Here is a 25,844-nt window from a genome sequence, read left to right on the forward strand (position 1 = left end):
TGACAGGGTGTGGCGACAGGCGGGGTGCGGCTACGATGACCGGCACAAGGACGGGCGGCGCAAGGGAGTCGTCCCCCGGGGCGGCACCCGCCGGTGCCGCGCCAAGTCCTGCGGACAGGGGAGGCCCCACGCCGGGGCGAGGAGGGCGGGCCATGGTGCAGAAGGCCAAGATCCTCCTGGTCGATGACCGGCCGGAGAATCTGCTTGCGCTGGAGGCGATCCTCTCGGCGCTCGATCAGACGCTGGTGCGGGCATCGTCCGGGGAGGAAGCGCTCAAAGCGCTGCTCACGGACGACTTCGCGGTCATTCTGCTGGACGTCCAGATGCCGGGCATGGACGGTTTCGAGACCGCCGCGCACATCAAGCGGCGGGAGCGGACCCGGGACATCCCGATCATCTTCCTCACCGCGATCAACCACGGGCCGCACCACACGTTCCGCGGGTACGCGGCGGGTGCGGTGGACTACATCTCCAAGCCGTTCGACCCCTGGGTGCTGCGCGCCAAGGTCTCGGTCTTCGTCGAGCTGTACATGAAGAACTGCCAGCTGCGCGAGCAGGCGGCGCTGCTCCGCCTCCAGTTGGAGGGCAGCGACAAGGCCGCGGCCGCCGGCGAGGCCAAGGAGCCTGCGGGGCTGCTCGCCGAGCTGTCGGCGCGGCTGGCGGCCGTGGAGGAGCAGGCGGAGGCGCTCTCCAAACAGCTGGGCGACGAGTCGACGGACGCGGCGGCGGTGGCGACGGCCGCACATCTGGAGCGCAAGCTCACAGGACTGCGGCGGGCACTGGACGCCCTGGAGCCGGGCGCCTCCGGAGGCCAGGCCGCCGTCAACTGAAGTGCTGCCAGGGCCGATGGGACGGTCTGTGAGGACTTGTCAGAGGGTGTACCGGAAGCGTCAGTTCCGGTCCCTCGTGTGTGCGACACGAACGGGTGAAGCGGTAAGCACGCGTGTCGACTGCCGTCTCCACCGGTAACCTCACACCCATGGCCTCACGTCCCTCCGCAGCCAAGAAGCAGCCCGCGAAGAAGGCGGCCGCTCCCGCGAAGGGTCCGGCGAAGAAGGCCGCCGCGAAGAAGGCGCCCGCGAAAAAGGCTCCGGCCAAGAAGGCCGCGGCGAAGAAGCCCGCGCCCAAACCGGCTCCGAGTCCCACCGGAGGCGTCTACCGGCTGGTGCGCGCGCTCTGGCTCGGCCTCGCGCACGGAGTCGGCGCCGTCTTCCGCGGCATAGGACAGGGCGCCAAGAATCTCGACCCGGCCCACCGCAAGGACGGCGTCGCGCTGCTGTTGCTCGGCGTCGCCCTGATCGTCGCCGCGGGCACCTGGGCCGACCTCAAGGGCCCGGTCGGCGACCTCGTCGAGATCCTCGTGACCGGCGCCTTCGGCCGCCTCGACCTGCTCGTGCCGATCCTGCTCGGCGCCATCGCCGTGCGCCTGATCCGGCACCCCGAGAAGCCCGAGGCCAACGGGCGGATCGTGATCGGCCTGTCGGCGCTCGTCATCGGCGTGCTGGGCCAGGTGCACATCGCCTGCGGCTCACCCGCCCGCGGCGAGGGCATGCAGGCCATAAGGGACGCCGGCGGCCTCATCGGCTGGGGCGCGGCGACCCCGTTGTCGTACACGATGACCGACATGCTGGCCGTGCCGCTGCTCGTGCTGCTCACGGTCTTCGGGCTGCTGGTCGTCACGGCCACCCCGGTCAACGCGATTCCGCAGCGGCTGCGGCAGCTCGGCGTGCGGCTCGGTGTGGTCGGCGACCCGGAGGCGGACGCGTTCACCGACGACGACGAGCGCTACGACGACCAGTGGCGCGAGGCGCTGCCCGCCCGGTCCCGCGGGCGCGGGGGACCGGCCGCCGCCGAGCCCTACGACCCCGACGCCGCCGAGCAGGAGGCGCTCACCCGGCGCCGCGGCAGGCCCCGGCGGTCCGCCGTGCCGCAGCCCGAGATGAACCGCCCGATGGACGCCGTGGACGTCGCCGCCGCGGCCGCCGCCGCGCTCGACGGAGCCGTGCTGCACGGGATGCCGCCCTCGCCGCTGGTCGCCGACCTGACCCAGGGGGTGAGCACGGGGGACCGCGAGTCGACGACGCCGACCCCCACGCCCGTGCCGGCCGCGCGCCCGCAGCCGGGCAAGCTCAAGAAGGACGCCGCCAGGACGCGCGAGGCGGACTCGGCGGACGGCGCGGTCCCCGACCTCACGAAGACCCCGCTGCCCAAGGAACGGGATCTGCCGCCGCGCGCCGAGCAGCTCCAGCTCTCCGGCGACATCACCTACTCGCTGCCGGCCCTCGACCTCCTCACGCGCGGCGGGCCCGGCAAGTCCCGCAGCGCCGCCAACGACGCCATAGTGGCCTCGCTGACCACCGTCTTCACCGAGTTCAAGGTCGACGCCTCCGTCACCGGCTTCACCCGCGGCCCGACGGTCACCCGCTACGAGGTCGAGCTGGGCCCGGCGGTGAAGGTCGAGCGGATCACCGCACTGACCAAGAACATCGCGTACGCCGTCGCCAGCCCCGACGTGCGGATCATCAGCCCGATCCCCGGCAAGTCCGCGGTCGGCATCGAGATCCCCAACACCGACCGGGAGATGGTCAACCTCGGCGACGTACTGCGCCTCGCGGAGTCCGCCGAGGACGACGACCCGATGCTGGTCGCCTTCGGCAAGGACGTCGAGGGCGGTTACGTCATGCACTCGCTGGCGAAGATGCCGCACATACTGGTCGCCGGCGCCACCGGCTCCGGCAAGTCGTCCTGCATCAACTGCCTGATCACCTCGATCATGATGCGGGCGACCCCCGAGGACGTCCGGATGATCCTGGTCGACCCCAAGCGCGTCGAGCTGACCGCGTACGAGGGCATCCCGCACCTGATCACGCCGATCATCACCAACCCGAAGCGGGCCGCCGAGGCGCTCCAGTGGGTCGTGCGCGAGATGGACCTGCGCTACGACGACCTCGCCGCCTACGGCTACCGGCACATCGACGACTTCAACCGCGCGGTGCGCGAGGGCAAGGCCAAGGCGCCCGAGGGCAGCGAGCGCGAACTCTCGCCGTATCCGTACCTGCTGGTGATCGTGGACGAGCTGGCCGACCTGATGATGGTCGCCCCGCGCGACGTCGAGGACTCGATCGTGCGGATCACGCAGCTCGCGCGGGCGGCCGGCATCCACCTGGTGCTCGCCACCCAGCGGCCGTCCGTGGACGTCGTCACCGGTCTGATCAAGGCCAACGTGCCCTCGCGGCTCGCCTTCGCCACCTCCTCGCTCGCCGACTCCCGGGTCATCCTCGACCAGCCCGGCGCCGAGAAGCTGATCGGCAAGGGCGACGGCCTCTTCCTGCCGATGGGCGCGAACAAGCCGACCCGTATGCAGGGCGCCTTCGTGACCGAGGACGAGGTCGCGGTCGTCGTCCAGCACTGCAAGGACCAGATGGCGCCCGTCTTCCGGGACGACGTCACGGTCGGCACCAAGCAGAAGAAGGAGATCGACGAGGACATCGGCGACGACCTCGACCTGCTGTGCCAGGCGGCCGAGCTGGTCGTCTCCACGCAGTTCGGGTCGACCTCCATGCTCCAGCGCAAGCTGCGCGTCGGCTTCGCCAAGGCCGGTCGGCTGATGGACCTGATGGAGTCGCGGAGCATCGTCGGACCGAGCGAAGGCTCAAAGGCTCGTGACGTTCTTGTGAAGCCTGACGAGCTGGACGGCGTGCTCGCGCTGATCCGGGGGGAGTCTGAAGGGTAGGGAACGGCACGCGCGATGATCGTGCGACGGAGGGTCACGAGGGCCGGCGGCCGATCGTGACTCACCCGTTAGGGATCATTGAGCAACCGTTTCCCCACGGCCTACGTCAAGTTGAGGGAAGTGACAAACAGGTAGTCCGCCATCGGGGTCCCGGGCCATTCCGATGGCGTACAAAGTCGTACCGCCCGGTTGCCCCACCCGTTTGTACCCCCCCTAGACTGAACGTCCAGCACAGGCGGCTAAACGCTCGAAAGGCGCCCCCGTGTCCAACGGCAACTCCCCTGAAGACGAGCGTCCGATCGAAGACGTTTCCCAAGACGTTACTGAACCCGTCTCCGAGGAAACCCGCCCCTCCGTCGGCCGTGCCCTCCGGCAGGCACGGATCGCCGCCGGGCTGACCGTCGACGACATCACCACCGCCACCCGGGTCCGGATCGCCATCGTGCACGCCATCGAGGCGGACGACTTCGCGCCCTGCGGCGGCGACGTCTACGCGCGCGGTCACATCCGCACCCTGGCCAAGGCCGTCGGGCTCGACCCGGCCGAACTGCTCGCCCAGTTCGACGCCGAGCACGGCGGACGCCCGGCGCCGACCCCCGCCGCGCCTCTGTTCGAGGCGGAACGCATCCGTCCCGAGCGGCGCGGACCCAACTGGACCGCCGCCATGGTCGCCGCGATCGTCGCCGTGATCGGCTTCGTGGGGTTCACGTTCGTCAAGGGCGGCGACGACGGCGGCAACGAGGCGAGCGTCGCCGAGGGCTCCCAGCCGACCTCCGGGGAGTCCGCCTCGGCGAGTGCCAAGCCGAAGAAGCCCGCCGACCCCAAGCCGGAGCCGAGCGACAGCGCCATCGCCGCGGCACCCGCCGACAAGGTGACCGTCAAGGTCAGCGCCACCGAGGGCCGCAGCTGGATCTCCGCCCAGGACCACAACGGCCGGCTGCTCTTCGACGGCCTGCTCAAGCAGGGCGACTCCAAGACCTTCCAGGACAACGAGAAGGTCAAGCTCGTCCTCGGCGACGCCGGCGTCATCCAGCTGTACGTCAACGGCAAGAAGATCGAGGACGACTTCCAGCCGGGCGCCGTGGAACGCCTGACGTACACGAAGGGCGACCCGCAGGTCGGATAAGGGGTCGCGGGGACGAGTCGTCACGGGGTTGGCCGGGATCGGCCAACCCCGTCGACGTGGGCTGTCGGCGGGACGAAGTAGTCTTGAGCCCATGCCTGAAAGCCGTACCGTCGCACTCGTCACCCTTGGCTGCGCCCGTAACGAGGTGGACTCGGAGGAGCTCGCAGGCCGTCTGGAGGCGGACGGCTGGAAGCTCGTCGAGGACGCCGAGGAAGCGGACGTCGCCGTCGTGAACACGTGCGGCTTCGTCGAGGCCGCCAAGAAGGACTCCGTGGACGCCCTCCTGGAGGCCAACGACCTCAAGGGCCACGGAAGAACGCAGGCCGTCGTGGCGGTGGGCTGCATGGCCGAGCGGTACGGCAAGGAGCTGGCCGAGGCCCTCCCCGAGGCCGACGGCGTCCTCGGCTTCGACGACTACTCCGACATCTCCGACCGCCTGCAGACCATCCTGAACGGCGGCATCCACGCCGCCCACACCCCGCGCGACCGGCGCAAGCTGCTCCCGATCAGCCCCGCCGAGCGCCAGGAGGCCGGTGCCTCCGTCGCCCTGCCGGGGCACGGCCCGACCGACCTCCCCGAGGGCGTCGCCCCGGCCTCCGGGCCCCGCGCGCCCCTGCGCCGTCGCCTGGACGGCTCCCCGGTCGCCTCGGTGAAGCTGGCCTCCGGCTGCGACCGGCGCTGCTCCTTCTGCGCCATCCCGTCCTTCCGCGGCTCCTTCATCTCCCGCCGCCCGAGCGACGTGCTGAACGAGACGCGGTGGCTGGCCGAGCAGGGCGTCAAGGAGATCATGCTGGTCTCCGAGAACAACACCTCCTACGGCAAGGACCTCGGCGACATCCGCCTGCTGGAGTCGCTGCTGCCGAACCTCGCCGACGTCGACGGCATCGAGCGCGTGCGCGTCAGCTACCTCCAGCCGGCCGAGATGCGCCCCGGCCTGATCGACGTGCTGACCTCCACCGAGAAGGTCGTGCCCTACTTCGACCTCTCCTTCCAGCACTCCGCGCCGAACGTGCTGCGCGCGATGCGCCGCTTCGGCGACACCGACCGCTTCCTGGAGCTGCTTGACACCATCCGGAGCAAGGCGCCCGAGGCGGGCGTGCGCTCCAACTTCATCGTGGGCTTCCCCGGCGAGTCCGCCTCCGACCTCGCCGAGCTGGAGCGGTTCCTGAACCACGCGCGGCTGGACGCCATCGGCGTCTTCGGCTACTCCGACGAGGAGGGCACCGAAGCGGCGACCTACGGCGACAAGCTGGACGAGGACGTCGTCGCCGAGCGGTTGGCACGTGTATCCCGCCTGGCCGAGGAACTCGTCTCGCAGCGGGCCGAGGAGCGCGTGGGCGCGACCGTCCGGGTGCTCGTCGAGTCCGTGGAGTCCGCCGACGAGGGGGACGGCGTCCGCGGCCGCGCGGAGCACCAGGCGCCGGAGACGGACGGCCAGGTGCTGCTCACGAGCGGCGAAGGCCTGAGTGTCGGTCGTATGGTCGACGCGAAGGTGGTCGGTACGGAGGGTGTCGACCTGGTGGCCGAACCGCTGCCGGGTTCGCCCCAGTGGAGTGAGGAGGCCGGCAGATGACCGGAGTCCCGGCGTCCGCGGCGGGCGGCTCCTCCAGTGCGCGCAGGACCGGCCCGCGCGCGGTCCCGGGCTCGGCGCACGAACCGGCCGAGCGTGCGACTCCGGGGGGTGCCGTGGAACGGGGTGCGACGGAGCGGGGCAGGGCGGGACGGGGCGGCACGGAACGGGGTTCGACCGAGGGCGGCGCCGCCGGGCGCGGAGGCAAGATCACGGCAGCCGCCGTCAACCAGGCGAGCGTGTGGAACGTCGCGAATCTCCTGACGATGCTCCGGCTGCTCCTCGTGCCGGCCTTCGTCGCGCTGATGCTCGGCAACGGCGGGTACGACCCGGCCTGGCGGTCGTTCGCCTGGGCCTCCTTCGCCGTCGCCATGATCACCGACCTCTTCGACGGGCACCTGGCGCGCACCTACAACCTCGTCACCGACTTCGGGAAGATCGCCGACCCCATCGCCGACAAGGCGATCATGGGAGCGGCGCTCATCTGTCTGTCCGCGCTCGGCGACCTGCCGTGGTGGGTGACAGCCGTCATCCTCGGCCGGGAACTCGGGATCACCGTGCTGCGTTTTGTGGTCATCCGGTACGGCGTCATCCCCGCCAGCCGCGGCGGCAAGCTCAAGACCCTCACCCAGGGCATCGCCGTCGGGATGTACGTCCTGGCGCTGACGGGGCCCCTGGCGACCCTGAGGTTCTGGGTGATGGCCGCGGCGGTCGTCCTGACCGTGGTGACCGGGCTGGACTATGTGAAGCAGGCCATTGTGCTGCGCCGCCGGGGAATCGCCGAGCGCAAGGCGGCGTTGAAGGGGTCGGAAGCTTGAGTTCCACGGCCGCCGACGTGGTACGACTACTCACGGTCAAGGGCCAGACCCTCGCGGTCGCCGAGTCACTGACCGGCGGAATGGTCGCGTCCGCGCTCACGGCGGTCCCCGGGGCCTCCAAGGCCTTCCGGGGTTCCGTCACCGCGTACGCGACGGAACTCAAGCAGGAACTGCTCGGCGTCGACGCCACCCTGCTCGCGACCCACGGCGCGGTGGACCCGCAGGTCGCCGCCCAGATGGCGGCGGGAGTGCGCACGGCGCTCGGTGCCGACTGGGGCATCGCGACCACGGGCGTCGCCGGCCCGGACCCGCAGGACGGGCAGCCCGTGGGGACGGTTTTCGTGGCCGTGGACGGGCCTTCGGGGACCGTCGGGGGTTGCGCCGATGGCGGAAAAGTGGAGGCGCTGCGGTTGAACGGCGACCGCGCGGAAATTCGTATGGAGAGTGTACGGAGCGTACTCGCACTCCTTTTGAGGGAGCTTGCGGGCGAACAGACCGGGAATGAGCGGGCACAGGATACGGAACGGAACGGGGGGTTTTGATGTTTGCAGCCCTGAGTGAACACGACATCGCTCCCCGCACGGCCGCGGCGCGAGGCGGTACGGTGGGGCGTGAAGGATGCGGTTACACGGTCCGAGGAGGGAGCCACCGATGATTCTGCTCCGTCGCCTGCTGGGTGACGTGCTGCGTCGGCAGCGCCAGCGCCAGGGCCGTACTCTGCGCGAAGTCTCCTCGTCCGCCCGAGTCTCACTCGGCTATCTCTCCGAGGTGGAGCGGGGGCAGAAGGAGGCTTCTTCCGAACTGCTCTCCGCCATCTGCGACGCGCTGGACGTACGGATGTCCGAGCTCATGCGGGAAGTGAGCGACGAACTCGCCCTCGCCGAGCTGGCCCAGTCGGCCGCGGCGACGCCCAGCGAGACCGTTCCGGCACCGGTGCGCCCGATGCTGGGTTCCGTCTCGGTGACCGGTGTGCCACCGGAGCGGGTGACCATCAAGGCGCCCGCCGAGGCAGTGGACGTCGTCGCCGCCTGAGCGCCCGAGCACGTGTGCGTGCGAGACCCCGGCCGGGGTCACTCCGGGAGACCGGGGAGACGGGGCCGGGGTTTTCGCATGCCCGGACGGGGGCCGGCGCGCTTGCGTGAGCGCCGTCGGCGGTGCGTCCGCCGGTTTGCCGGTCCGTGCGGGTGCGGTCATCGTGGAGGGAGATGGCCGGGGGGCGAACCGACGGAGGTGTGGATGTACGTCGTGAAGAGCCCGTTGTCCGACGCGGACCTGAAGACCGTTTCCGAGGCGCTCCAGGGTGGCCTCGTCGACCTGGTGGACCTGGCCCTGGTGGCGAAGCAGATCCACTGGAACGTGGTCGGTCCGCGATTCCGCTCCGTACACCTCCAACTCGACGAACTCGTGGGCACCGCCCGCACGCACTCGGACACCGTGGCGGAGCGTGCCTCGGCGCTCGGTGTGTCCCCGGACGGTCGTGCCGCGACGGTGGCCGTCGGCAGCGGCATCGACGTGACCCCCGAAGGCTGGGTCGACGACACCACCGCCGTACAGACGATCGTGGACGCGCTGGGCGCGGTGATCGGGCGGATGCGCGAGCGGATCGCGTCGACCGCGGACCCCGATCCCGTGAGCCAGGACATCTTCATCCAGATCACGGCCGATCTCGAGAAGCAGCATTGGATGTTCCAGGCCGAAAACGGATGACGCGGTATGGCACCGGCGCGGACGGCTCGCCGGGCGGCCGCGCTGGGCCTCGGCGCGCTGTGGTGGTGGGCCGTGCTGCGCCTGGCGCTGGAGCCCGGCGCCGGTGTGCTCGAAGGGGCGGTCGCGGTCGGCGGCTGGGGGCTGAGCGTGCTGCCGGTGCACTGCGTGCCGCGGCGCAGTGCCGCGGGCGCGCTGGGGGCGGGTCGCTGGCGGCGGGCCCTGCGGGCGGCAGTGGGCCCCCCGGGGCCGGCCACGGCGCGTGGAACCCGTCGCTCCGGGGAGGACGCCGCGGCGGGCCCGTACGGCCCGTGAGCGCGCCGTGTGCTGGGTCCCCGACGCCCAGCCTTCAAGGCGGGGATGCTCGTCCAGAGCACGGCGGGCCCGGCCCACGGCGCCGGGATCGGTGCGCGAGAGCTGCTTCCGTCCGCGAGACCGCTTGACCACCAGGCCGGTCGGGGGCGGGTCGGGTCGACCGGCTGTCCGGACTGCTCGCCGAGGAGACGGGCCCCGACGCGCACCAACCGATGGAAGGACAGAGCTGATGAGTGTCACCAGCCTGGACAAGGATGTCGACAACCTGACCCTCACCCTCGTCGCCGACTTCTCCGCCCCCGTGGAACGGGTGTGGCGGCTGTGGTCCGACCCCCGGCAGCTGGAGCGCTGGTGGGGACCGCCGACCTACCCGGCCACGGTGGAGGAGCACGATCTGACGCCGGGTGGGGACGTCACCTACTTCATGACCGGCCCGGAGGGTGACAAGTTCCGCGGCTGGTGGCGGGTGGCCACGGTCGACGCACCGAGGTCGCTGGAGTTCACCGACGGGTTCGCCGATGCGGAAGGCGCGCCCAACGCCGCCATGCCGACGACCACGAACCGGGTGACGCTCACGGACCGCGACGGCGGCACCCGTATGGAGATGCGGGCGGTCTTCGACACCCGCGAGCAGATGGAGCAGCTCACGACGATGGGCATGGAGGAAGGCCTCAGGGAAGCGGCCGGCCAGATGGACGCCCTCCTCGTCGGCTGATCCACCGTCGAGGCCGGCCGGGTCACGCCCTCCCGCGCCGCTGCCCGCCACCGGCCGGGCGGTCCGGCCGCGGCGCGGGGCCGGGCTGGCAGGTCGGGCACCAGTAGGTGGGGCGTTCACGGGAGCCGTCGCCCTGGTCGGCGACGCGCACCGACGTGCCGCAGCGCAGGCAGGGGCGGGGCGCCCGGCCGTACACGAACAGGTCCTGGCCGCGCAGGCCCGTCGTACGCCGGACCGGGCGGTCGCGGTTGGCCTCCAGGAGCCTCTTCGCGAGGAACGGCAGCTGTGCGGCCCGGTCGGCGGGCAGGTCGCCGACCGGGAGCCACGGCGTGACGCCGAGCAGGAAGCAGAGCTCACTCTTGTAGACGTTGCCGATACCGGCGAGATTGCGCTGGTCGAGCAGGGCCTCGCCGAGGGGGCGGGCCGGGTCCGCGCGCAGGTTGGCGAGGGCCTGCCCGGGATCCCAGTCCGGGCCCAGCAGATCCGGGCCGAGATGGCCGACGGCGCGCTCGTCGTCGGCGGTGCGCAGGAGCTCCACCACGGGGAGGCGGTAGCCGACGGCCGTGCGGTCGGCGGCGGCGAGGATCACCCGGATCTGGTGCGCCGGGCCTCCGCTCCAGCGCTGACCGGCCGCGAAGACCTTCCAGGAACCGTCCATCCGCAGGTGTGTGTGCAGCGTCAGGCCGCCCTCGACGTGGGTGAGCAGGTGCTTGCCGCGCGGGGTGACGTCCAGGACGGTGCGCCCCGCGAGGTCGACCGTGGCGTACCGGGGGACGCGGAAGTCGCTGCGGGTCAGCACCTTGCCCGCGAGGGCGTCGTGCAGCCGTCGCGCCGCCTGCCAGACCGTGTCTCCTTCGGGCATGGGTCAAGGGTGGCAGGCTCACGCCCTGATGCGCAGACCACGCGGGGTGGCGATGAACCCCGCCTCCTCCAGTACGGGGCCGAAGGGGGAGGTCAGGGACGCGGTGCCGTTGACCCGCTCCACCGTGACCGTGCCGAGGGAACCGGCGCGGGCGGCCTCCGCGAGCGCCTCCGTGGCGGCGCGCAGACGTGAGTCGTCCGTGGGCAGCGCGTCGGGGTCGGCGGGCCACAGCAGGAGTGTCTTGCCGCCGCGCTCCATGTAGAGCGCCGGTTCGCCCTCGACGAGCACCACCAGGGAACCCGCCTTGCGGCCGGGTTTGTGCGTGGCACCGGCCGGCGGCTCGGGCCAGGCGAGGGCCGCGCCGTACGCGTTCGCCGGATCGGCGGCCGCCAGGACGACGGCCCGCGGCCCGACGGCCGGGCGGCCGCGACGGCCCGGGAATCCGGTGTCGTACGGACCGCGCGGGCCGCCGAAGCCGCCTCCGCCCTGCGCACCGCCCCCGCGCGGCCCCCCGGCGCCCGGCTCGGCATAGTCGCGAGGCGAGATGTAATCGCCCCGGGAAGGCGAACGGCCCAGGTGGTCGGGGTCGGCGAAGACGTCGTCGAAGGGGTCCGGGCCGCCGGAGCCCGCCGGACCGCCGGACGGGAAGTCGTCGAAGGCGGAGTCGGCGGACGCGAGGTGGTTCTCCGAGGCGCCGGTGGACCGCGCCTGCCCGGGCGGGCCGGCACCGCGCTCGCGGGCGCCCTCCACCGCGCGCAACCGGTCCACGGCGCCCTCCATGGCGAACTGCGCCGCGCCCAGCCCCTCCACGACATAGCCGCGCCGGGCCTGCCCGCTCTCCTCGAACGCGGCCAGGATCCGGTACACCGCCGAGAAGCCGCCCTCGACGCCCTCCGCCGCGACGGCGCCACGAGTCACCACGCCGTGCCGGTCGAGGAGCGTGCGGGCCAGGGCATGGGCACGCACCGTCCCGTCGGCCTCGCGGGCCGGAAGCAGCGACCAGCGGCCCGCGACCGTCGGCGGACCGGTGCGGGACACCGGGCGGGCGGCGGCCGTCAGCGAGCCGTACCGCCCCCTGGGCACCGCGCGTTTGGCGCGGTGCGCGGTGGAGCCCGCGGTGCGGCCCGAGCCCAGTAGGGAGCGCAGGGGCGCGAGTGTGTCGTTCGTCAGCCGTCCGGACCAGGCCAGGTCCCACAGGGCGTCGGCCAGCTGCGGATCGGTGGCGTCCGGGTGGGTGGTGGCGCGGACCTGGTCGGCGATCTGCCGGAAGAACAGGCCGTACCCGCCCGAGAGGGTGGTCAGTACGGACTCGTGGAGGGCGGTCGTCTCCAGCGGATGCGGGGGCGGCAGGAGCAGCGGAGCGGCGTCCGCCAGGTAGAGGGAGACCCAGCCGTCCTTGCCGGGGAGGGAACCCGCCCCCGCCCACACCACCTCACCTGCGGCCGTCAGCTCGTCCAGCATCGCGGGGCCGTAGTTCACCACCCGGGAGGGCAGGACCAGCTTCTCGAGGGCGGACGCGGGCACGGAGGCGCCCTGCAGCTGCTCGACCGCGCGCACCAGCCCGTCGACGCCGCGCAGCGTGTGCCCCTTGCCGATGTGCTGCCACTGCGGGAGGAACTGGCCGAGGGCGGCCGGCGGCACCGGCTCGAGCTCGTGCCGCAGCGCGGCCAGGGAACGGCGGCGCAGCCTGCGCAGTACGGTCGCGTCGCACCACTCCTGGCCGATGCCGGCCGGATGGAACTCGCCCTGCACGACCCGCCCCGTCCCGGCGAGCCGCTGCAGGGCGCCCTCGGTGACGGCCACGCCCAGACCGAAGCGGGCCGCCGCGGTGACCGACGTGAAGGGGCCGTGGGTGCGGGCATGGCGGGCGAGGAGGTCGCCCAGGGGATCCTTGACCGGCTCGGTGAAGGCCTCGGGCACACCGACGGGCAGCGCCGTGCCCAGCGCGTCGCGCAGCCGGCCCGCGTCCTCGATCGCCGCCCAGTGCTCGGCCCCGGCGACACGCACCCTGATCGCGCGGCGGGCCGCGGCCAGCTCCGGCGCCCACTGCGGCTCGGCGCCGCGCTCGGCCAGCTCGGCGTCGGTCAGCGGACCGAGCATCCGCAGCAGGTCCGCGACGCCCTCGGGGTCCTTGATCCGGCGGTCCTCGGTGAGCCACTGCAGCTCGCGCTCCAGCTCGGTGAGCACCTCCGCGTCGAGCAGCTCGCGCAGCTCCGCCTGGCCGAGCAGTTCGGCCAGCAGCCGCGAGTCCAGGGACAGCGCGGCGGCCCGCCGCTCGGCGAGCGGCGAGTCGCCCTCGTACAGGAACTGGGCGACGTAGCCGAAGAGCAGGGAGCGGGCGAACGGGGACGGCTCCGGGGTGGTGACCTCGACCAGGCGCACCTTGCGGCCCTCCACGTCGCCCATCAGCTCGACCAGGCCGGGCACGTCGAAGACGTCCTGGAGGCACTCGCGGACCGCCTCCAGGACGATCGGGAACGAGCCGTACTCGCTCGCCACCTCAAGCAGCTGCGCGGCGCGCTGGCGCTGCTGCCACAGCGGGGTCCGCCTGCCGGGGCTGCGGCGCGGCAGCAGCAGCGCACGGGCGGCGCACTCGCGGAAGCGGGACGCGAACAGGGCCGAGCCGCCCACCTGGTCGGTGACGACCCGGTCGACCTCGCCCTTGTCGAAGACGACGTCGGCCGCACCGACGGGAGCTTGCTCGGCGTCGTACTCGAGCCCCGGCTTCGCGGGGTCCTGGTCGAGGAAGTCCAGGCCCATCAGGTCGGCGTCCGGCAGGCGCAGCACGATGCCGTCGTCGGCGTGCATGACCTGGGCGTCCATGCCGTACCGCTCGGACAGGCGGGCGCCGAGGGCGAGGGCCCAGGGGGCGTGGACCTGGGCGCCGAAGGGGGAGTGGACGACGACCCGCCAGTCGCCCAGCTCGTCCCGGAAGCGCTCGACGACGATGGTGCGGTCGTCCGGGACGTGGCCGCAGGCCTCGCGCTGCTCGTCGAGGTAGGACAGCACGTTGTCCGCGGCCCAGGCGTCCAGGCCGGCGGTGACCAGGCGCAGCCGGGCGTCCTCCTTGGAGAGGGAGCCGACCTCACGGAGGAAGGCGCCCAGCGCACGGCCCAGCTCCAGGGGGCGGCCCAGCTGGTCGCCCTTCCAGAACGGCAGCCTTCCCGGCACACCCGGAGCGGGGGAGACCAGGACCCGGTCGCGCGTGATGTCCTCGATCCGCCAGGAGCTGGTGCCGAGCGTGAAGACGTCGCCCACCCGGGACTCGTACACCATCTCCTCGTCCAGCTCGCCGACCCGGCCGCCGCCCTTCTTCGGGTCGGCCCCGGCGAGGAACACCCCGAAGAGCCCGCGGTCGGGGATCGTGCCGCCGGACGTGACGGCGAGGCGCTGCGCGCCCGGGCGGCCGGTGACCGTGCCGGCCACCCGGTCCCACACCACGCGCGGGCGGAGCTCGGCGAAGGCGTCGGACGGATAGCGGCCCGCGAGCATGTCCAGGACGGCCGTGAAGGCCGACTCCGGGAGCGAGGCGAAGGGTGCGGCGCGGCGGACGGTGGCGAGGAGGTCGTCGACCTGCCAGGTGTCCAGCGCGGTCATCGCCACGAGCTGCTGGGCCAGGACGTCCAAGGGATTGGCCGGGACCCTGAGCGCCTCGATGGCGCCGCTGCGCATCCGCTCGGTGACCACGGCCGCCTGCACCAGGTCGCCGCGGTACTTCGGGAAGACCACGCCCGTGGAGACCGCGCCGACCTGATGGCCCGCGCGGCCGACGCGCTGGAGGCCGGAGGCGACGGAGGGCGGCGACTCGACCTGGACGACCAGGTCGACGGCGCCCATGTCGATGCCCAGCTCCAGGCTGGAGGTGGCCACCACGGCGGGCAGCCGGCCCGCCTTGAGGTCCTCCTCGACGAGCGCGCGCTGCTCCTTGGAGACCGAGCCGTGGTGGGCGCGGGCGATCACGGGCGGGGCGCCCTGGGCGGCGCCCGAGCCGCCCATCAGCTCGGCGGGGGAGTGGTGCTCGTCCAGGGGCTCGCCGGTGGCCCGCTCGTACGCGATCTCGTTGAGCCTGTTGCACAGGCGCTCGGCCAGGCGCCGGGAGTTGGCGAAGACGATCGTGGAGCGGTGCGACTGGACGAGGTCGGTGATCCGCTCCTCGACGTGCGGCCAGATCGACGGGCGCTCCGCGCCCTCCTTGCCGTCCGCGACCGGGGACCCGCCCAGCTCGCCCAGGTCCTCGACCGGGACGACGACCGACAGGTCGAACTCCTTGCCCGAGTCCGGCTGGACGATCTCGACCTTCCCGCGCGGGGCGAGGAACCGGGCGACCTCGTCCACCGGGCGGACCGTCGCCGACAGCCCGATGCGACGGGCCGGCTTCGGCAGCAGCTCGTCCAGCCGCTCCAGGGTCAACGCGAGATGGGCGCCGCGCTTGGTGCCCGCGACCGCGTGCACCTCGTCCAGGATCACCGTCTCGATGCCGGTCAGCGCCTCGCGCGTGGCCGACGTCAGCATCAGGAACAGGGACTCCGGCGTGGTGATCAGGATGTCCGGCGGCCGGGTGGACAGGGCGCGCCGCTCGGCGGCCGGGGTGTCGCCGGAGCGGATGCCGACCTTGACCTCGGGTTCGGGCAGACCGAGGCGTACCGACTCCTGGCGAATGCCGGTCAGCGGGCTGCGGAGATTGCGCTCGACGTCGACGGCCAGGGCCTTGAGCGGAGAGACGTACAGGACGCGGCAGCGCTTCTTGGGGTCGGCGGGCGGGGGCGTCGAGGTCAGCTGGTCCAGTGCGGCGAGAAAGGCGGCCAGCGTCTTGCCGGAGCCGGTGGGGGCGACCACCAGCACGTCCGAGCCCTCCGAGATGGCCTGCCACGCGCCCGCCTGGGCGGAGGTGGGCGCGGAGAAGGCCCCCGTGAACCAGCCGCGGGTCGCGGGGGAGAAGCCGTCCAGGGCTCGGCGTGCGGAGCTGACCATGGATCCATCGTGCACCCGGGCACTGACAATCGGCCCGAACCGGCTCCGGCCGGGCGCCTGAGCCGGGCGCCTGAGCCGGGCGTCGGAGCAGGGCGTCGGTCCGCCCGCCCGCCCGCGCCGCCCGCCCCCGAGCCGACCGCCCGAGCCGGGTCCGAGGCGGGCCCGAGCCTGGCGGTCGGACCGCCTCGGGCCGTCGCCGTGGGCGGAGGGCGGCTGACGGAGAATGGGGGCATGGCGGGATCGGACGAGCGGGCACGGCACTGGCGGTACGAGGAGCTGCCCGGCGTCGATCTGCTGCGCGCCCAGTACATACGGAAGACCTTCGTCCGCCACACGCACGAGCACTTCGTCATCGCCGCCATCGCCGACGGCGTCGAGGTCTTCCACCACGGCGGGAGCGACCAGTACGCCGCGGCGGGATCGCTCGCCCTGGTCAACCCGGACACCCCGCACACGGGGCGGGCCGGCGTCCCCGAGGGATGGCGGTACGGAGCCGTCTACCCGGCGCCCGAGCTGGTGGCCCGGATCGCCGCGGAGACGACGTCGCTGCGCGGGACGCCCGGGTTCGTCCGGCCGGTGCTCGACGATCCGTACACCGTCGAGCTGGTGCACCGCGTGCTGCGCGCCGCCGACGAGGGGAACGCACTCGCCGCCGACACCCTGCTGCGGGTGGCCGTGACCCGGCTGCTGCGGCTGAACGGCGGCACGCTGCCACGGCGTCAGGTGCGCACGGCCGGAGCCCGGACGGCGGCACGCGCGCGTGCCGTGCTGGAGGAGCGGATGGCCGACCCGCCGAGCCTGGAGCGGCTCGCCGGGGAGCTCGGGAGCAGTCCGTTCGCGCTGCTGCGGGCCTTCCGGGACGCCTACGGGATGCCACCCCACACCTGGCTGACCGACGCCCGGGTGCGTCGGGCGCGGGGGCTGCTGGACACCGGCACGTCACCGGCCGAGGCCGCCGTCGCCGTGGGGTTCACCGACCAGCCGCACCTGAACCGGCACTTCGCGCGGATCGTGGGCGTGCCGCCCGGCGCCTACCAGCGGGAGCGCAAGAACGTACAAGACGCGCGGCCCGGGCTGCTCCTACCGTTCGAGGCGTGACAGAACAGACAGCCCTTCCCGACGCTCCCGGCGCGGGTGGCGCCGGCGGCAAGCCGGACGCCGCCGTCGTACGGGACGCCCTCGGGGTCGGAGTCGCCGTCGGCCTGTCCGGGTTCGCCTTCGGGGTGACCTCGGCCGGCAGCGGACTCACACTGGCCCAGACCTGCGCCCTCAGCCTCCTGGTGTTCACCGGGGCGTCCCAGTTCGCGCTCGTCGGGGCGCTCGCGGCCGGCGGCAACCCGCTCACCGCGGCGGCCGGGGCCTTCTTCCTGGGCGTACGCAACGCCTTCTACGGGCTGCGGCTGTCGCAGTTGCTGGCCCTCCCGCGCGCGGTGCGGCCGTTCGCCGCGCAATGGGTCATCGACGAGACGACGGCCGTGGCCCTGGCCCAGCCCACACGGCGCAGTGTCCGGATCGGGTTCACCGTCACCGGACTCACCCTGTACGTCCTGTGGAACCTCACCACCCTGCTCGGCGCGCTGGGCGCGGAGGCCATCGGGGACACCGACGCGTGGGGGCTCGACGCGGCCGGCCCCGCCGTCTTCCTCGCGCTGCTCGCGCCGATGCTGAGCACCACCACCGAGCGCGCGGTGGCCGCCCTGGCCGTCCTCCTGGGCCTCGGCCTGCTGCCCGTGCTGCCCGCAGGCGTGCCCGTCCTGGTGGCCGCGCTGGCGGCACCGCTCGTCCTGTGGGGGCGCGGACGCCGCGTGGGTGCTGGCGCGGACGCCGCGGACCACGAGGGCCCCGCGGGGGAGGGAGACCGATGAGCGTCTGGATCGCCATCGGCGTGACCACGGTGGGCTGCTACGCGGTCAAGCTCCTCGGGCTGCTGGTGCCCGCGGGCGCCCTGGAACGGCCCCTGGTCCGGCGGCTCGCCGCCCTCCTGCCCGTGGCCCTCCTCGCGGCGCTCACCGCCCAGCAGACCTTCGCCGACGGGCACACGCTCGTGCTGGACGCGCGGGCCGCGGGAGTCGCCGCGGCCGCCGTGGCGCTGCTGCTGCGCGCCCCGTTCCTGCTCGTCGTCGCGGCGGCCGTGGTGGTCACCGCGGGCGTACGGGCCATGGGCGGCTGAGAACCGGGTCAGCCCAGGGTGCGGCCGTACGCCCGGAGGGTGCGCAGGGCCTCGAGCGTCACCCCGGGGCGGGCCTCCAGTGCGGGCGCGGGTGCCCAGCGGGGCCGGCGGACGGGCCAGCCGCCGTCGTCCTCCTGCTCCGCGACGAGGAAGTCGAGGGAGCGGACCATCTCGTCGTCGGTGAACCACGCGCGCGCGAGTGAGCGCGGGTTCCTCGCGTAGTCGTGCGGGAAATGGCGCTCGCCCGGGGCGCATCCCGGGGAGAGCGGGTACGCGTCGAGATCGCCCGGGTCCAGTACCGCCAGGCGCCGCTCGCGCACCAGGCGGCCGAGCCGGTCGGCCGCGGCCTGCGCGCGCGGCCGGTCGGGAGCGGTGTCCAGGAAGGCCACGGCGGCCTCGACCTCGTGCGGGTGCGAGGATTCCAGCGACTCGACTGCCCGCCAGCAGAAGTCCGTGGCGCGGAACAGCCAGGCGTGCCAGACCTCGTTGCGGTGCAGCAGACCGACCACCGGACCGGTGGCGAGCAGCTCGCCGGGCGGGTCGTCCACGACCGGCACGAAGGGCGCGGCCGGATACTCGCGCCGGCCCGGACGGATCGCGGGCAGCGCACCGTCCGGCGTGGACACGGAGGTCAGATAGCGGCACACCCGCTCGGCACGCTGCCCGCCGCAGCGTCCGACGGCGTCCAGGACGTGCAGGGCACGCGCCGTGTGCGGCGGCTGACTGACCGGGCCGCGCAGATCGGGCTCCAGGGCGTGGCCGTACCCGCCGTCCTCGTTGCGGTAGGCGTCCAGCGCGGTCTCCACCGGGTCCGGGTCCCCGCCACGGAAGTGGTACGCGAAGAGGCGCTGCTCCAGTACGCGCGCGGTGAGCCAGACAAAGTGCTCCGCGCGCGCGAGCGGTGAGCCCGATTCGGAGGTGCGAGGGGTCGGGGGGCGCGGGGTAGGGGGGCGTGGGGTCGGGCTGAGCGGGGTCGGGCTGAGCGGGGTCGGGGGGAGTGGGGAAGCTCCGGTTTCGGCCATGGGACAGACCGTAGGCCGGGGAGCGGTACCGGCAGGTGGTCCCGGCTCAGGGCCCACTCTCAGGGGCGGGATACTGGGGTCATGCGGTTGACGGTCTTCTGGGAGCGGATGACGGATCACTTCGGTCCGGGGTACGCCGACACCTTCGCGCGCGATCACGTGATGGCGGAGCTGGGCGGGCGTACGGTGCACGAGGCGCTGGACGCCGGCTGGGACGCCAAGGACGTGTGGCGGGTGGTCTGCACCGTCATGAACGTGCCGCGGGAGCAGCGGTGACGGTTCGCGAAGATCACCGGACGGGGCTCCGCCCGTGGTGGCGTGGGCGAGACTTGGCCCGTGGCATCCACTGACGAGACCGGGCAGGCGACCCGGCACGCATCCCCGACCGGCACCACGCCGCCCAGCGGGCCCCCGGCAGACGGCGCCGCCGCCGGGCCGGGCGCCCGCATGCCGCGCTGGCTGCCGCGCGCCATGGTGCTGGCCCTGGCGCTCATCGCCGCCTTCCAGCTGGGCAGCTGGGCCTTCCACCAGCTCACCGGGCTGCTGATCAACGTCCTCATCGCGTTCTTCCTGGCCCTGGCCATCGAACCCGCGGTGAGCTGGATGGCCGGGCGCGGCATGCGCCGGGGGTTTGCCACCTTCCTCGTCTTCCTCGCCGTGCTGATCGCAGCCGCGGGGTTCGTCACCCTGCTCGGCTCCATGCTCGCGGGCCAGATCGTCAAGATGGTCGAGGACTTCCCTGAGTACCTCGACTCCGTCATCAACTGGGTCAACGGCCACTTCCACACCGAGCTGAGACGGGTCGACATCCAGGAGGGCCTGCTGCGCTCCGACTGGCTGCGCAACTACGTGCAGAACAGCGCGACCGGCGTCCTGGACGTGTCGGCCCAGGTCCTCGGCGGCCTCTTCCAGCTGCTGACGGTCCTGCTGTTCTCGTTCTACTTCGCCGCCGACGGGCCCCGGCTGCGGCGCGGGCTCTGCTCCGTCCTGCCCCCCGCCCGCCAGGCCGAGGTCCTGCGCGCGTGGGAGATCGCCGTGGACAAGACCGGCGGCTACCTGTACTCACGCGGGCTGATGGCCCTGGTCTCCGGCGTCGCCCACTACGTCCTCCTGGAAGTACTGGAGGTGCCGTACGCCCCCGCGCTCGCGGTGTGGGTCGGCCTGGTGTCGCAGTTCATCCCCACCATCGGCACCTATCTCGCGGGCGCCCTGCCCATGCTGATCGCCTTCACGGTCAACCCCTGGTACGCGCTGTGGGTGCTGATCTTCGTGGTGATCTACCAGCAGTTCGAGAACTACGTGCTCCAGCCCAAGCTGACGTCCAAGACCGTGGACATCCATCCCGCGGTCGCCTTCGGCTCGGTCATCGCGGGCACCGCCCTGCTCGGCGCCGTCGGCGCGCTGATCGCCATCCCGGCGATCGCCACGCTCCAGGCGTTCCTCGGGGCGTACGTCAAGCGTTACGTCGTCACCGATGATCCGCGCGTCCACGGGCGCCGGAACCGTCCGTCCGGACCGGCGGGCGCCACCCGCATACGCGCCCTGTGGGCCCGCCGGCCGGAACCCGGCCGCCCCGATACGGGAGGAACCGGGGACGGCGGCGCCTCCTGAGGCCGGTTCAGTACGTGAGGGCGGCCCACACACCGGCGCCCGCCACGGCGGCCGCGTAGCAGCACACGGCCCCCGCCACCACCCGCCGGCGTACCGTCTCGCCCCACGGGGTGAGGGAGAGCAGCCAGGCCAGCACCGGCAGTACCAGCACGGCGTGCAGGGACACCCCGTGCAGCGGCTTGAGCCATGCCGTGGAGTGGTAGGCGGCCTCCTGGTGACCGGTGCGGGTGAGCACCACACCGCGCGCGATCATCGCGGCGCCCGAGGCGAGCCCGACGAGCAGCACCGCGAACCCCGAGCGCACGGCCAGGGCCATCCCCGCCGGCCCCGTGGGCCGACGGAGGAACGAGGCGAGCGCGAACGCGGTGAGCAGCACGACCAGGACGCCGCCGCCCACCGCGAGGGTCATGGACACGGCGGTGTCGAAGGGCGTCTCCATGTTGAGGTGCGAGGGCACCTCGCGCCATGCCTGGAGGGTGATGCCGCCCACCTCGACGACACAGTCGGCCGCGAACACGGCGAGCAGCGCGGCGCGCAGTCGCGGCCGGACGCCCAGGTACGAGGTGATCCAGGTGATCGCGATCAGCGTCACCCCGAAGGAGAGCCCGAACGTCACCGGTTTCCGCCAGGACACCGGTCCGTCCCACGGGCCGCCGTCCACCGCGAACACCACCAGGTGCACGAGGCCGGAGAGGATCAGCAGAAGGCCGATCGTGAGGGCGGTTCGGGCGGTCCTCGAGTTCTGCATGGGAGGAGCCTGGCAAGGAGCCCTCCACGCCGTCGTCCTCCGGCCGGAGGCACCCGCCCTGCGCCGCAGGGAGCAGAGACCGGTCGACCACGTCCGCCGGGCCGGTGGACGTACGCTCGGAAGTGCCGGGTGGTGCGCTTGACACGAAAATCGAACATCCATTCTTATGGAGGTTCCGGCGGGGCTCGGGACGGGTGATTCGAGTGGGTTCGGGTGGAGAAGTGCCCGAGTTATCCACAGGCCGGACCGGCATCGGGGCCCATTGTCAGTGGCAGGCATTAGCGTCTTTGACGTGAAGCGATCGAATCAAGCAAACCGGGTGGAACCCATGGCAGGAACCGACCGCGAGAAGGCCCTCGACGCCGCGCTCGCACAGATTGAACGGCAATTCGGCAAGGGCGCGGTCATGCGCATGGGTGACCGGACCAACGAGCCCATCGAGGTCATCCCGACCGGGTCGACCGCGCTCGACGTGGCCCTCGGCGTCGGAGGCATCCCGCGCGGCCGTGTCGTGGAGGTCTACGGCCCCGAGTCCTCGGGCAAGACGACCCTGACCCTGCACGCCGTGGCGAACGCGCAGAAGGCCGGCGGCCAGGTCGCGTTCGTGGACGCCGAGCACGCCCTCGACCCCGAGTACGCGAAGAAGCTCGGTGTCGACATCGACAACCTGATCCTGTCCCAGCCGGACAACGGCGAGCAGGCTCTGGAGATCGTGGACATGCTGGTCCGCTCCGGCGCCCTCGACCTCATCGTCATCGACTCCGTCGCCGCGCTCGTCCCGCGCGCGGAGATCGAGGGCGAGATGGGCGACAGTCACGTCGGTCTGCAGGCCCGCCTGATGAGCCAGGCCCTGCGGAAGATCACCAGCGCGCTGAACCAGTCCAAGACCACCGCGATCTTCATCAACCAGCTCCGCGAGAAGATCGGTGTGATGTTCGGCTCCCCGGAGACCACGACCGGTGGCCGGGCGCTGAAGTTCTACGCCTCGGTGCGACTCGACATCCGGCGCATCGAGACGCTGAAGGACGGCACCGACGCGGTCGGCAACCGCACCCGCGTCAAGGTCGTCAAGAACAAGGTCGCGCCGCCGTTCAAGCAGGCCGAGTTCGACATCCTCTACGGCCAGGGCATCAGCCGCGAGGGCGGCCTGATCGACATGGGTGTGGAGAACGGCTTCGTCCGCAAGGCCGGCGCCTGGTACACGTACGAGGGCGACCAGCTCGGCCAGGGCAAGGAGAACGCGCGCAACTTCCTGAAGGACAACCCCGACCTGGCCAACGAGATCGAGAAGAAGATCAAGGAGAAGCTGGGCGTCGGAGTGCGTCCCGAGGAGCCGGCCACCGAGCCGGGCGCGGACGCCGCCGTCTCCGCCGCCGCGGCCGACGCCGCACCGGCGGTCCCCGCCCCCGCGACCGCCAAGGCCACCAAGTCCAAGGCCGCGGCAGCCAAGAGCTGATCCGTGACACGACGAACCGACTGGGCCGAGTACGCGGGCGGCTCCGCCGGGACGGGTGACGACGCGTACGGGGCGGCTGCGGCCCCGTACGAGGCGGACCCGTCCGCCGCAGGTTCCCGCGACGATGGCGAGGCGCGTCACGGTGACGGCGAGGCGCGCCGAGGAGGCGGACGGGGCCGTGGCACGGGCGGCGCGCGCGGTCGCCGGCGGCGCGAGCGTGCGGAGCCGTCCACCGAGGACGGAGGTGCCACTTCCTCGTCGAGGGCCGAGAAGGGGGAGCCTCCGCGGGACCCGGTCGAGCAGGCACGGGCGATCTGCCTGCGCCTGCTCACCGGGACCCCGCGCACACGCAGCCAACTGGCCGACGCCCTGCGCAAGCGGGAGATCCCCGACGAGGCCGCCGAGGAGGTGCTGTCCAGGTTCGAGGAGGTCGGCCTGATCAATGACGGTGCCTTCGCGGAAGCCTGGGTGGAGTCCCGGCACCACGGCCGCGGGCTGGCCAGGCGCGCCCTCGCCAGAGAGCTGCGGACCAAGGGCGTCGACGCCACGCTCATCGACGCCGCGGTGTCCCAACTGGACTCCGAGCAGGAGGAGGAGACCGCGCGCGAGCTGGTCGACCGGAAGCTGCGCGCCACCCGGGGCCTCGACCGCGACAAGAGGCTGCGCCGCCTCGCGGGCATGCTCGCCCGCAAGGGCTACCCCGAGGGCATGGCCCTGCGAGTGGTCCGCCGGGCGCTGGAGGAGGAGGGCGAGGACACGGAGTACCTCGGCGACGAGGCCTTCTGACCCGACGTCACGTCGGCTGGGCCAACGTGACGGGAAGACGCCCGGGTCGGCGCATGCGGCGCGATACCGCGCCCGCACCGAGAGGCGAGGACCGCGCAGGATTACCTTGCGCTCCCGGAAGGGTGAACGCCCTCCGTACGGCTGTACCGTCTGCGCCGTCGCGTGACCGCGCGAGCCGCGGCCACCACGCGCGTACGCCGCCCCCGGAACACGGGCGGTGCACGGACCTCGCACGGACGCCCCTCCCGCATGCCCCGAAAGGCGGCCCAGCCATGCCTACGCCCCCGCGCCGCCGAAGAGCCACGCACGTTCTGCTCCTCGGCGCCGGCCTGCTTCTGAGCGGCTGCGGCCTCTACCCGGCCGACTCCGGTTCCGCGGACGACGGTCCGCTGACCCTCGGGTTCGTCAACGGCGGCGACAGCCAGTTCCACACCTGCCTCCAGCGGTCCGTGGAGATCGCTGCCAAGAACAACTTCGCGAGGCTGGTCACCGCCAACTCGAAGCAGGACCCCGCGACCGAGCTGGCCAACATCGAGGACATGATCGCGCGCGAGGTCGACGCGATCATCCTGCAGACCGTCGACACGGACGCCCTGAAGCGCGACATCGAGAAGGCCCGGAAGGCTGACATCCCCGTCTTCCTGACCTCCGTGAACGCCGACCCCGACGACATCCTGGGCGCGGTGGTCGTCGACCTCGAGGCCGTCGGGCGACTGGACGCCCAGTGGGTCGCCGACGACGCCGCGGGCCGGGACGTACAGGTCGCCGTCGTCGCGGGAGCGCCGGGCGCCGCCTCCGACCTGCTCACCGACGGCTTCACCGAGGCACTGCCCGCCAATGCCGAGGTGGTCGCCGACGAGCCCGGCATGTTCGATGCCGACAAGGCCGGAAAGGTCGCCGGCGCCATGGCCCGGGCCCACCCCGACCTGGACTACGCGTTCGTCGCCAACGAGCAGATGGCCTTCGCCGCCCGAGAGGCCTTCGACGCGGCCGGCGCCGACCAGGTCAGGATCGTGACGGTCAACGGCACCGACGAGGCCCTCGCCGCGCTGAAGGACGGGCGCTTCTCCGCGACGGTGTCCAACTCGGCCGGGAACACCGGCGAACTGGCCGTCCGCAACACCATCGCCCTGTTGCGCGACAGAAGGGCCGAGAAGATCGACCACACCGCGATCCGCCTGGTCACCAAGGGCAATGCGGACACCGCGCCGCTGTACTGCCCCTCCGACTACTGATCCGGCTACTGATCCGGCGCGGTCACCGGCAGACCCGCCGCCCGCCACGCCTGGAAGCCACCGATCAGATCGGTGGCCCGGTGCAGACCCAGACGGTGCAGGGACTCCGCCGCCAGCGTCGAGGCGTAACCCTCGTTGCACACCACCACGACACGCACGTCATGGCTCGTGGCCTCGGGGAGATGGTGGCTGCCCTGCGGATCCAGACGCCATTCCAGCTCGTTGCGTTCGACCACCAGGGCGCCGGGAATCACACCGTCCCGCTCACGCAGAGCGGCGTACCGGATGTCGACCAGAAGCGCCTTTCCGGCCTCGGCGGCGTCGTACGCCTCGCCCGGTGCGATCCGCCGGTATCCGCCGCGCACCCGCTCCAGCAGGGCGTCGATCCCGGTCGGCCCGCTCACTGCCAGTCCTGCGGGCGCTCGACCTGTTCCAGGCGCAGGGTCTGCCCGCTGCGGCTGTAGCGGCGGATCTGCGGAAGGGGCGGGTAGTAGGCGTGCACGGACACCGCGTGCCGGTCGGACGACTCGTTGAGGACCTCGTGCACGTGGTGCCGGCCGAAGGCGCGCCCCTTGCCGACGGTCAGCCGGCGTTCCCGGTCCACACCGTCGCTGAGCTCCAGGGTCTTCCAGCCGTCGGTGGGCAGGCGGGCGGCGAGCGCGTTCTCCTTGAGCTCGCCCGCGGCGGTCACGAAGGCGCCCACGGAGTCTGCGTGGTCGTGCCAGCCGGTGCCCGTGCCGGGCGGCCAGCCGATCAGCCAGGCCTCGCTGCCGCCCGGTCCGGCCAGCCGAACCCAGGTGCGGCCCTCGGGGTCGAGCGGCAGGGAGGCGATCAGTTCGGCGTCGGCGGCCGCACGCCGTACGAAGTCGAGGAGTTCGGCCTGCGTCGGGGCGGCCGGGGCCGCGGACGAGGAGGCCGGAGAGGCAGGGGCAGGGGAGGAAACAGACACGGGTACCGTCCTGTGAGTTTCGCGAGGAAGCGCGCGGCGGCACGTCGCGGTGG

Annotated in this window: 24 protein-coding genes; 18 read left to right on the forward strand and 6 right to left on the reverse strand. The window is 72.7% G+C overall.

Annotated features, from left to right (window positions below):
• Positions 1-152 precede the first annotated feature (152 nt).
• The 10 genes from ACGH7X_RS28535 to ACGH7X_RS28580 all read left to right on the forward strand — a co-directional run bounded on the left by ACGH7X_RS28535 (position 153) and on the right by ACGH7X_RS28580 (position 9,981).
• Entirely contained in the window at positions 153-830 is a 678-nt protein-coding gene (locus ACGH7X_RS28535; protein ID WP_399889895.1) for a two-component system response regulator, read from the forward strand.
• Positions 831-979: 149 nt separating this feature from the next.
• Positions 980-3,733: a DNA translocase FtsK gene (locus ACGH7X_RS28540; protein WP_399889898.1), complete on the forward strand. Its 2,754-nt coding sequence runs from the start codon at positions 980-982 to the stop codon at positions 3,731-3,733.
• A gap of 262 nt (positions 3,734-3,995) precedes the next feature.
• Entirely contained in the window at positions 3,996-4,859 is an 864-nt protein-coding gene (locus tag ACGH7X_RS28545) for a helix-turn-helix domain-containing protein (protein WP_399889901.1), read from the forward strand.
• A 91-nt stretch (positions 4,860-4,950) separates the two neighbouring features.
• A complete protein-coding gene (gene rimO, locus ACGH7X_RS28550; protein WP_399889904.1) occupies positions 4,951-6,432 on the forward strand; it encodes a 30S ribosomal protein S12 methylthiotransferase RimO in 1,482 nt (493 codons plus the stop codon).
• The gene (gene pgsA / locus ACGH7X_RS28555) at positions 6,429-7,247 is read left to right on the forward strand and encodes a CDP-diacylglycerol--glycerol-3-phosphate 3-phosphatidyltransferase (RefSeq protein WP_399889906.1); all 819 of its coding nucleotides are present in this window, start codon (positions 6,429-6,431) and stop codon (positions 7,245-7,247) included. The genes rimO and pgsA overlap by 4 nt, the downstream gene beginning before the upstream one ends.
• On the forward strand, positions 7,244-7,789 hold the full coding sequence (locus ACGH7X_RS28560) for a CinA family protein (RefSeq protein ID WP_399889909.1): 546 nt from the start codon (positions 7,244-7,246) through the stop codon (positions 7,787-7,789). The genes pgsA and ACGH7X_RS28560 overlap by 4 nt, the downstream gene beginning before the upstream one ends.
• A gap of 109 nt (positions 7,790-7,898) precedes the next feature.
• Entirely contained in the window at positions 7,899-8,279 is a 381-nt protein-coding gene (locus ACGH7X_RS28565) for a helix-turn-helix domain-containing protein (RefSeq protein WP_007387871.1), read from the forward strand.
• Positions 8,280-8,483: 204 nt separating this feature from the next.
• Positions 8,484-8,954: a Dps family protein gene (locus ACGH7X_RS28570; RefSeq protein WP_399889912.1), complete on the forward strand. Its 471-nt coding sequence runs from the start codon at positions 8,484-8,486 to the stop codon at positions 8,952-8,954.
• A 6-nt stretch (positions 8,955-8,960) separates the two neighbouring features.
• Complete coding sequence (locus ACGH7X_RS28575; RefSeq protein ID WP_399889915.1) at positions 8,961-9,266, forward strand: hypothetical protein; 306 nt, start codon at positions 8,961-8,963, stop codon at positions 9,264-9,266.
• Between the two features lie 229 nt (positions 9,267-9,495).
• Complete coding sequence (locus ACGH7X_RS28580) at positions 9,496-9,981, forward strand: SRPBCC domain-containing protein (protein WP_399889918.1); 486 nt, start codon at positions 9,496-9,498, stop codon at positions 9,979-9,981.
• Positions 9,982-10,003: 22 nt separating this feature from the next.
• Here ACGH7X_RS28580 and ACGH7X_RS28585 read toward each other — a convergent pair whose 3' ends face one another.
• Positions 10,004-10,843, reverse strand: coding sequence for an Fpg/Nei family DNA glycosylase (locus ACGH7X_RS28585; RefSeq protein ID WP_399889921.1), 840 nt, complete (start codon positions 10,841-10,843; stop codon positions 10,004-10,006).
• A gap of 18 nt (positions 10,844-10,861) precedes the next feature.
• Positions 10,862-15,814: an ATP-dependent helicase gene (locus ACGH7X_RS28590; protein WP_399889924.1), complete on the reverse strand. Its 4,953-nt coding sequence runs from the start codon at positions 15,812-15,814 to the stop codon at positions 10,862-10,864.
• Between the two features lie 231 nt (positions 15,815-16,045).
• Here ACGH7X_RS28590 and ACGH7X_RS28595 point away from each other — a divergent pair, with 231 nt between their 5' ends.
• From ACGH7X_RS28595 to ACGH7X_RS28605, 3 genes are read left to right on the forward strand one after another with little or no spacing between them, the layout of a single operon-like run.
• Positions 16,046-16,912 carry an AraC family transcriptional regulator gene (locus ACGH7X_RS28595; protein ID WP_399889926.1) on the forward strand — a complete coding sequence of 289 codons (867 nt, stop codon included), beginning with the start codon at positions 16,046-16,048 and terminating at the stop codon, positions 16,910-16,912.
• Positions 16,909-17,679 carry an AzlC family ABC transporter permease gene (locus ACGH7X_RS28600; RefSeq protein ID WP_399889929.1) on the forward strand — a complete coding sequence of 257 codons (771 nt, stop codon included), beginning with the start codon at positions 16,909-16,911 and terminating at the stop codon, positions 17,677-17,679. Before ACGH7X_RS28595 ends, ACGH7X_RS28600 begins: the two co-directional genes overlap by 4 nt.
• Positions 17,676-17,984, forward strand: coding sequence for an AzlD domain-containing protein (locus tag ACGH7X_RS28605; protein WP_399889932.1), 309 nt, complete (start codon positions 17,676-17,678; stop codon positions 17,982-17,984). The genes ACGH7X_RS28600 and ACGH7X_RS28605 overlap by 4 nt, the downstream gene beginning before the upstream one ends.
• Before the next feature lie 8 nt (positions 17,985-17,992).
• Here the strand turns inward: ACGH7X_RS28605 and ACGH7X_RS28610 are convergent, their stop codons facing one another.
• Positions 17,993-19,006: a hypothetical protein gene (locus ACGH7X_RS28610; RefSeq protein ID WP_399889935.1), complete on the reverse strand. Its 1,014-nt coding sequence runs from the start codon at positions 19,004-19,006 to the stop codon at positions 17,993-17,995.
• Between the two features lie 81 nt (positions 19,007-19,087).
• Here ACGH7X_RS28610 and ACGH7X_RS28615 point away from each other — a divergent pair, with 81 nt between their 5' ends.
• Complete coding sequence (locus ACGH7X_RS28615; protein WP_007445009.1) at positions 19,088-19,282, forward strand: DUF3046 domain-containing protein; 195 nt, start codon at positions 19,088-19,090, stop codon at positions 19,280-19,282.
• A 171-nt stretch (positions 19,283-19,453) separates the two neighbouring features.
• Positions 19,454-20,617 carry an AI-2E family transporter gene (locus ACGH7X_RS28620; RefSeq protein ID WP_399897413.1) on the forward strand — a complete coding sequence of 388 codons (1,164 nt, stop codon included), beginning with the start codon at positions 19,454-19,456 and terminating at the stop codon, positions 20,615-20,617.
• 7 nt (positions 20,618-20,624) lie between these two features.
• Here the strand turns inward: ACGH7X_RS28620 and ACGH7X_RS28625 are convergent, their stop codons facing one another.
• A complete protein-coding gene (locus ACGH7X_RS28625; RefSeq protein WP_399889939.1) occupies positions 20,625-21,365 on the reverse strand; it encodes a hypothetical protein in 741 nt (246 codons plus the stop codon).
• A gap of 328 nt (positions 21,366-21,693) precedes the next feature.
• Here ACGH7X_RS28625 and recA point away from each other — a divergent pair, with 328 nt between their 5' ends.
• The 3 genes from recA to ACGH7X_RS28640 all read left to right on the forward strand — a co-directional run bounded on the left by recA (position 21,694) and on the right by ACGH7X_RS28640 (position 24,842).
• Positions 21,694-22,821, forward strand: a complete 1,128-nt coding sequence (recA, locus tag ACGH7X_RS28630; protein ID WP_399889942.1) for a recombinase RecA — start codon at positions 21,694-21,696, stop codon at positions 22,819-22,821.
• Between the two features lie 3 nt (positions 22,822-22,824).
• Positions 22,825-23,607 carry a recombination regulator RecX gene (gene recX / locus ACGH7X_RS28635; protein WP_399889945.1) on the forward strand — a complete coding sequence of 261 codons (783 nt, stop codon included), beginning with the start codon at positions 22,825-22,827 and terminating at the stop codon, positions 23,605-23,607.
• A 272-nt stretch (positions 23,608-23,879) separates the two neighbouring features.
• On the forward strand, positions 23,880-24,842 hold the full coding sequence (locus ACGH7X_RS28640; RefSeq protein WP_399889947.1) for a sugar ABC transporter substrate-binding protein: 963 nt from the start codon (positions 23,880-23,882) through the stop codon (positions 24,840-24,842).
• A gap of 5 nt (positions 24,843-24,847) precedes the next feature.
• On the opposite strand, the gene ACGH7X_RS28645 is transcribed toward ACGH7X_RS28640, so the two are convergent.
• Positions 24,848-25,246 (reverse strand): rhodanese-like domain-containing protein, encoded by a 399-nt coding sequence (locus tag ACGH7X_RS28645; protein ID WP_399889950.1) that lies wholly within the window; start codon positions 25,244-25,246, stop codon positions 24,848-24,850.
• The gene (locus ACGH7X_RS28650; RefSeq protein WP_399889953.1) at positions 25,243-25,791 is read right to left on the reverse strand and encodes a cysteine dioxygenase; all 549 of its coding nucleotides are present in this window, start codon (positions 25,789-25,791) and stop codon (positions 25,243-25,245) included. The genes ACGH7X_RS28645 and ACGH7X_RS28650 overlap by 4 nt, the downstream gene beginning before the upstream one ends.
• Positions 25,792-25,844 lie beyond the last annotated feature (53 nt).

It is taken from the genome of Streptomyces sp. BBFR51 (assembly GCF_044591655.1).
Lineage (GTDB): Bacteria > Actinomycetota > Actinomycetes > Streptomycetales > Streptomycetaceae > Streptomyces.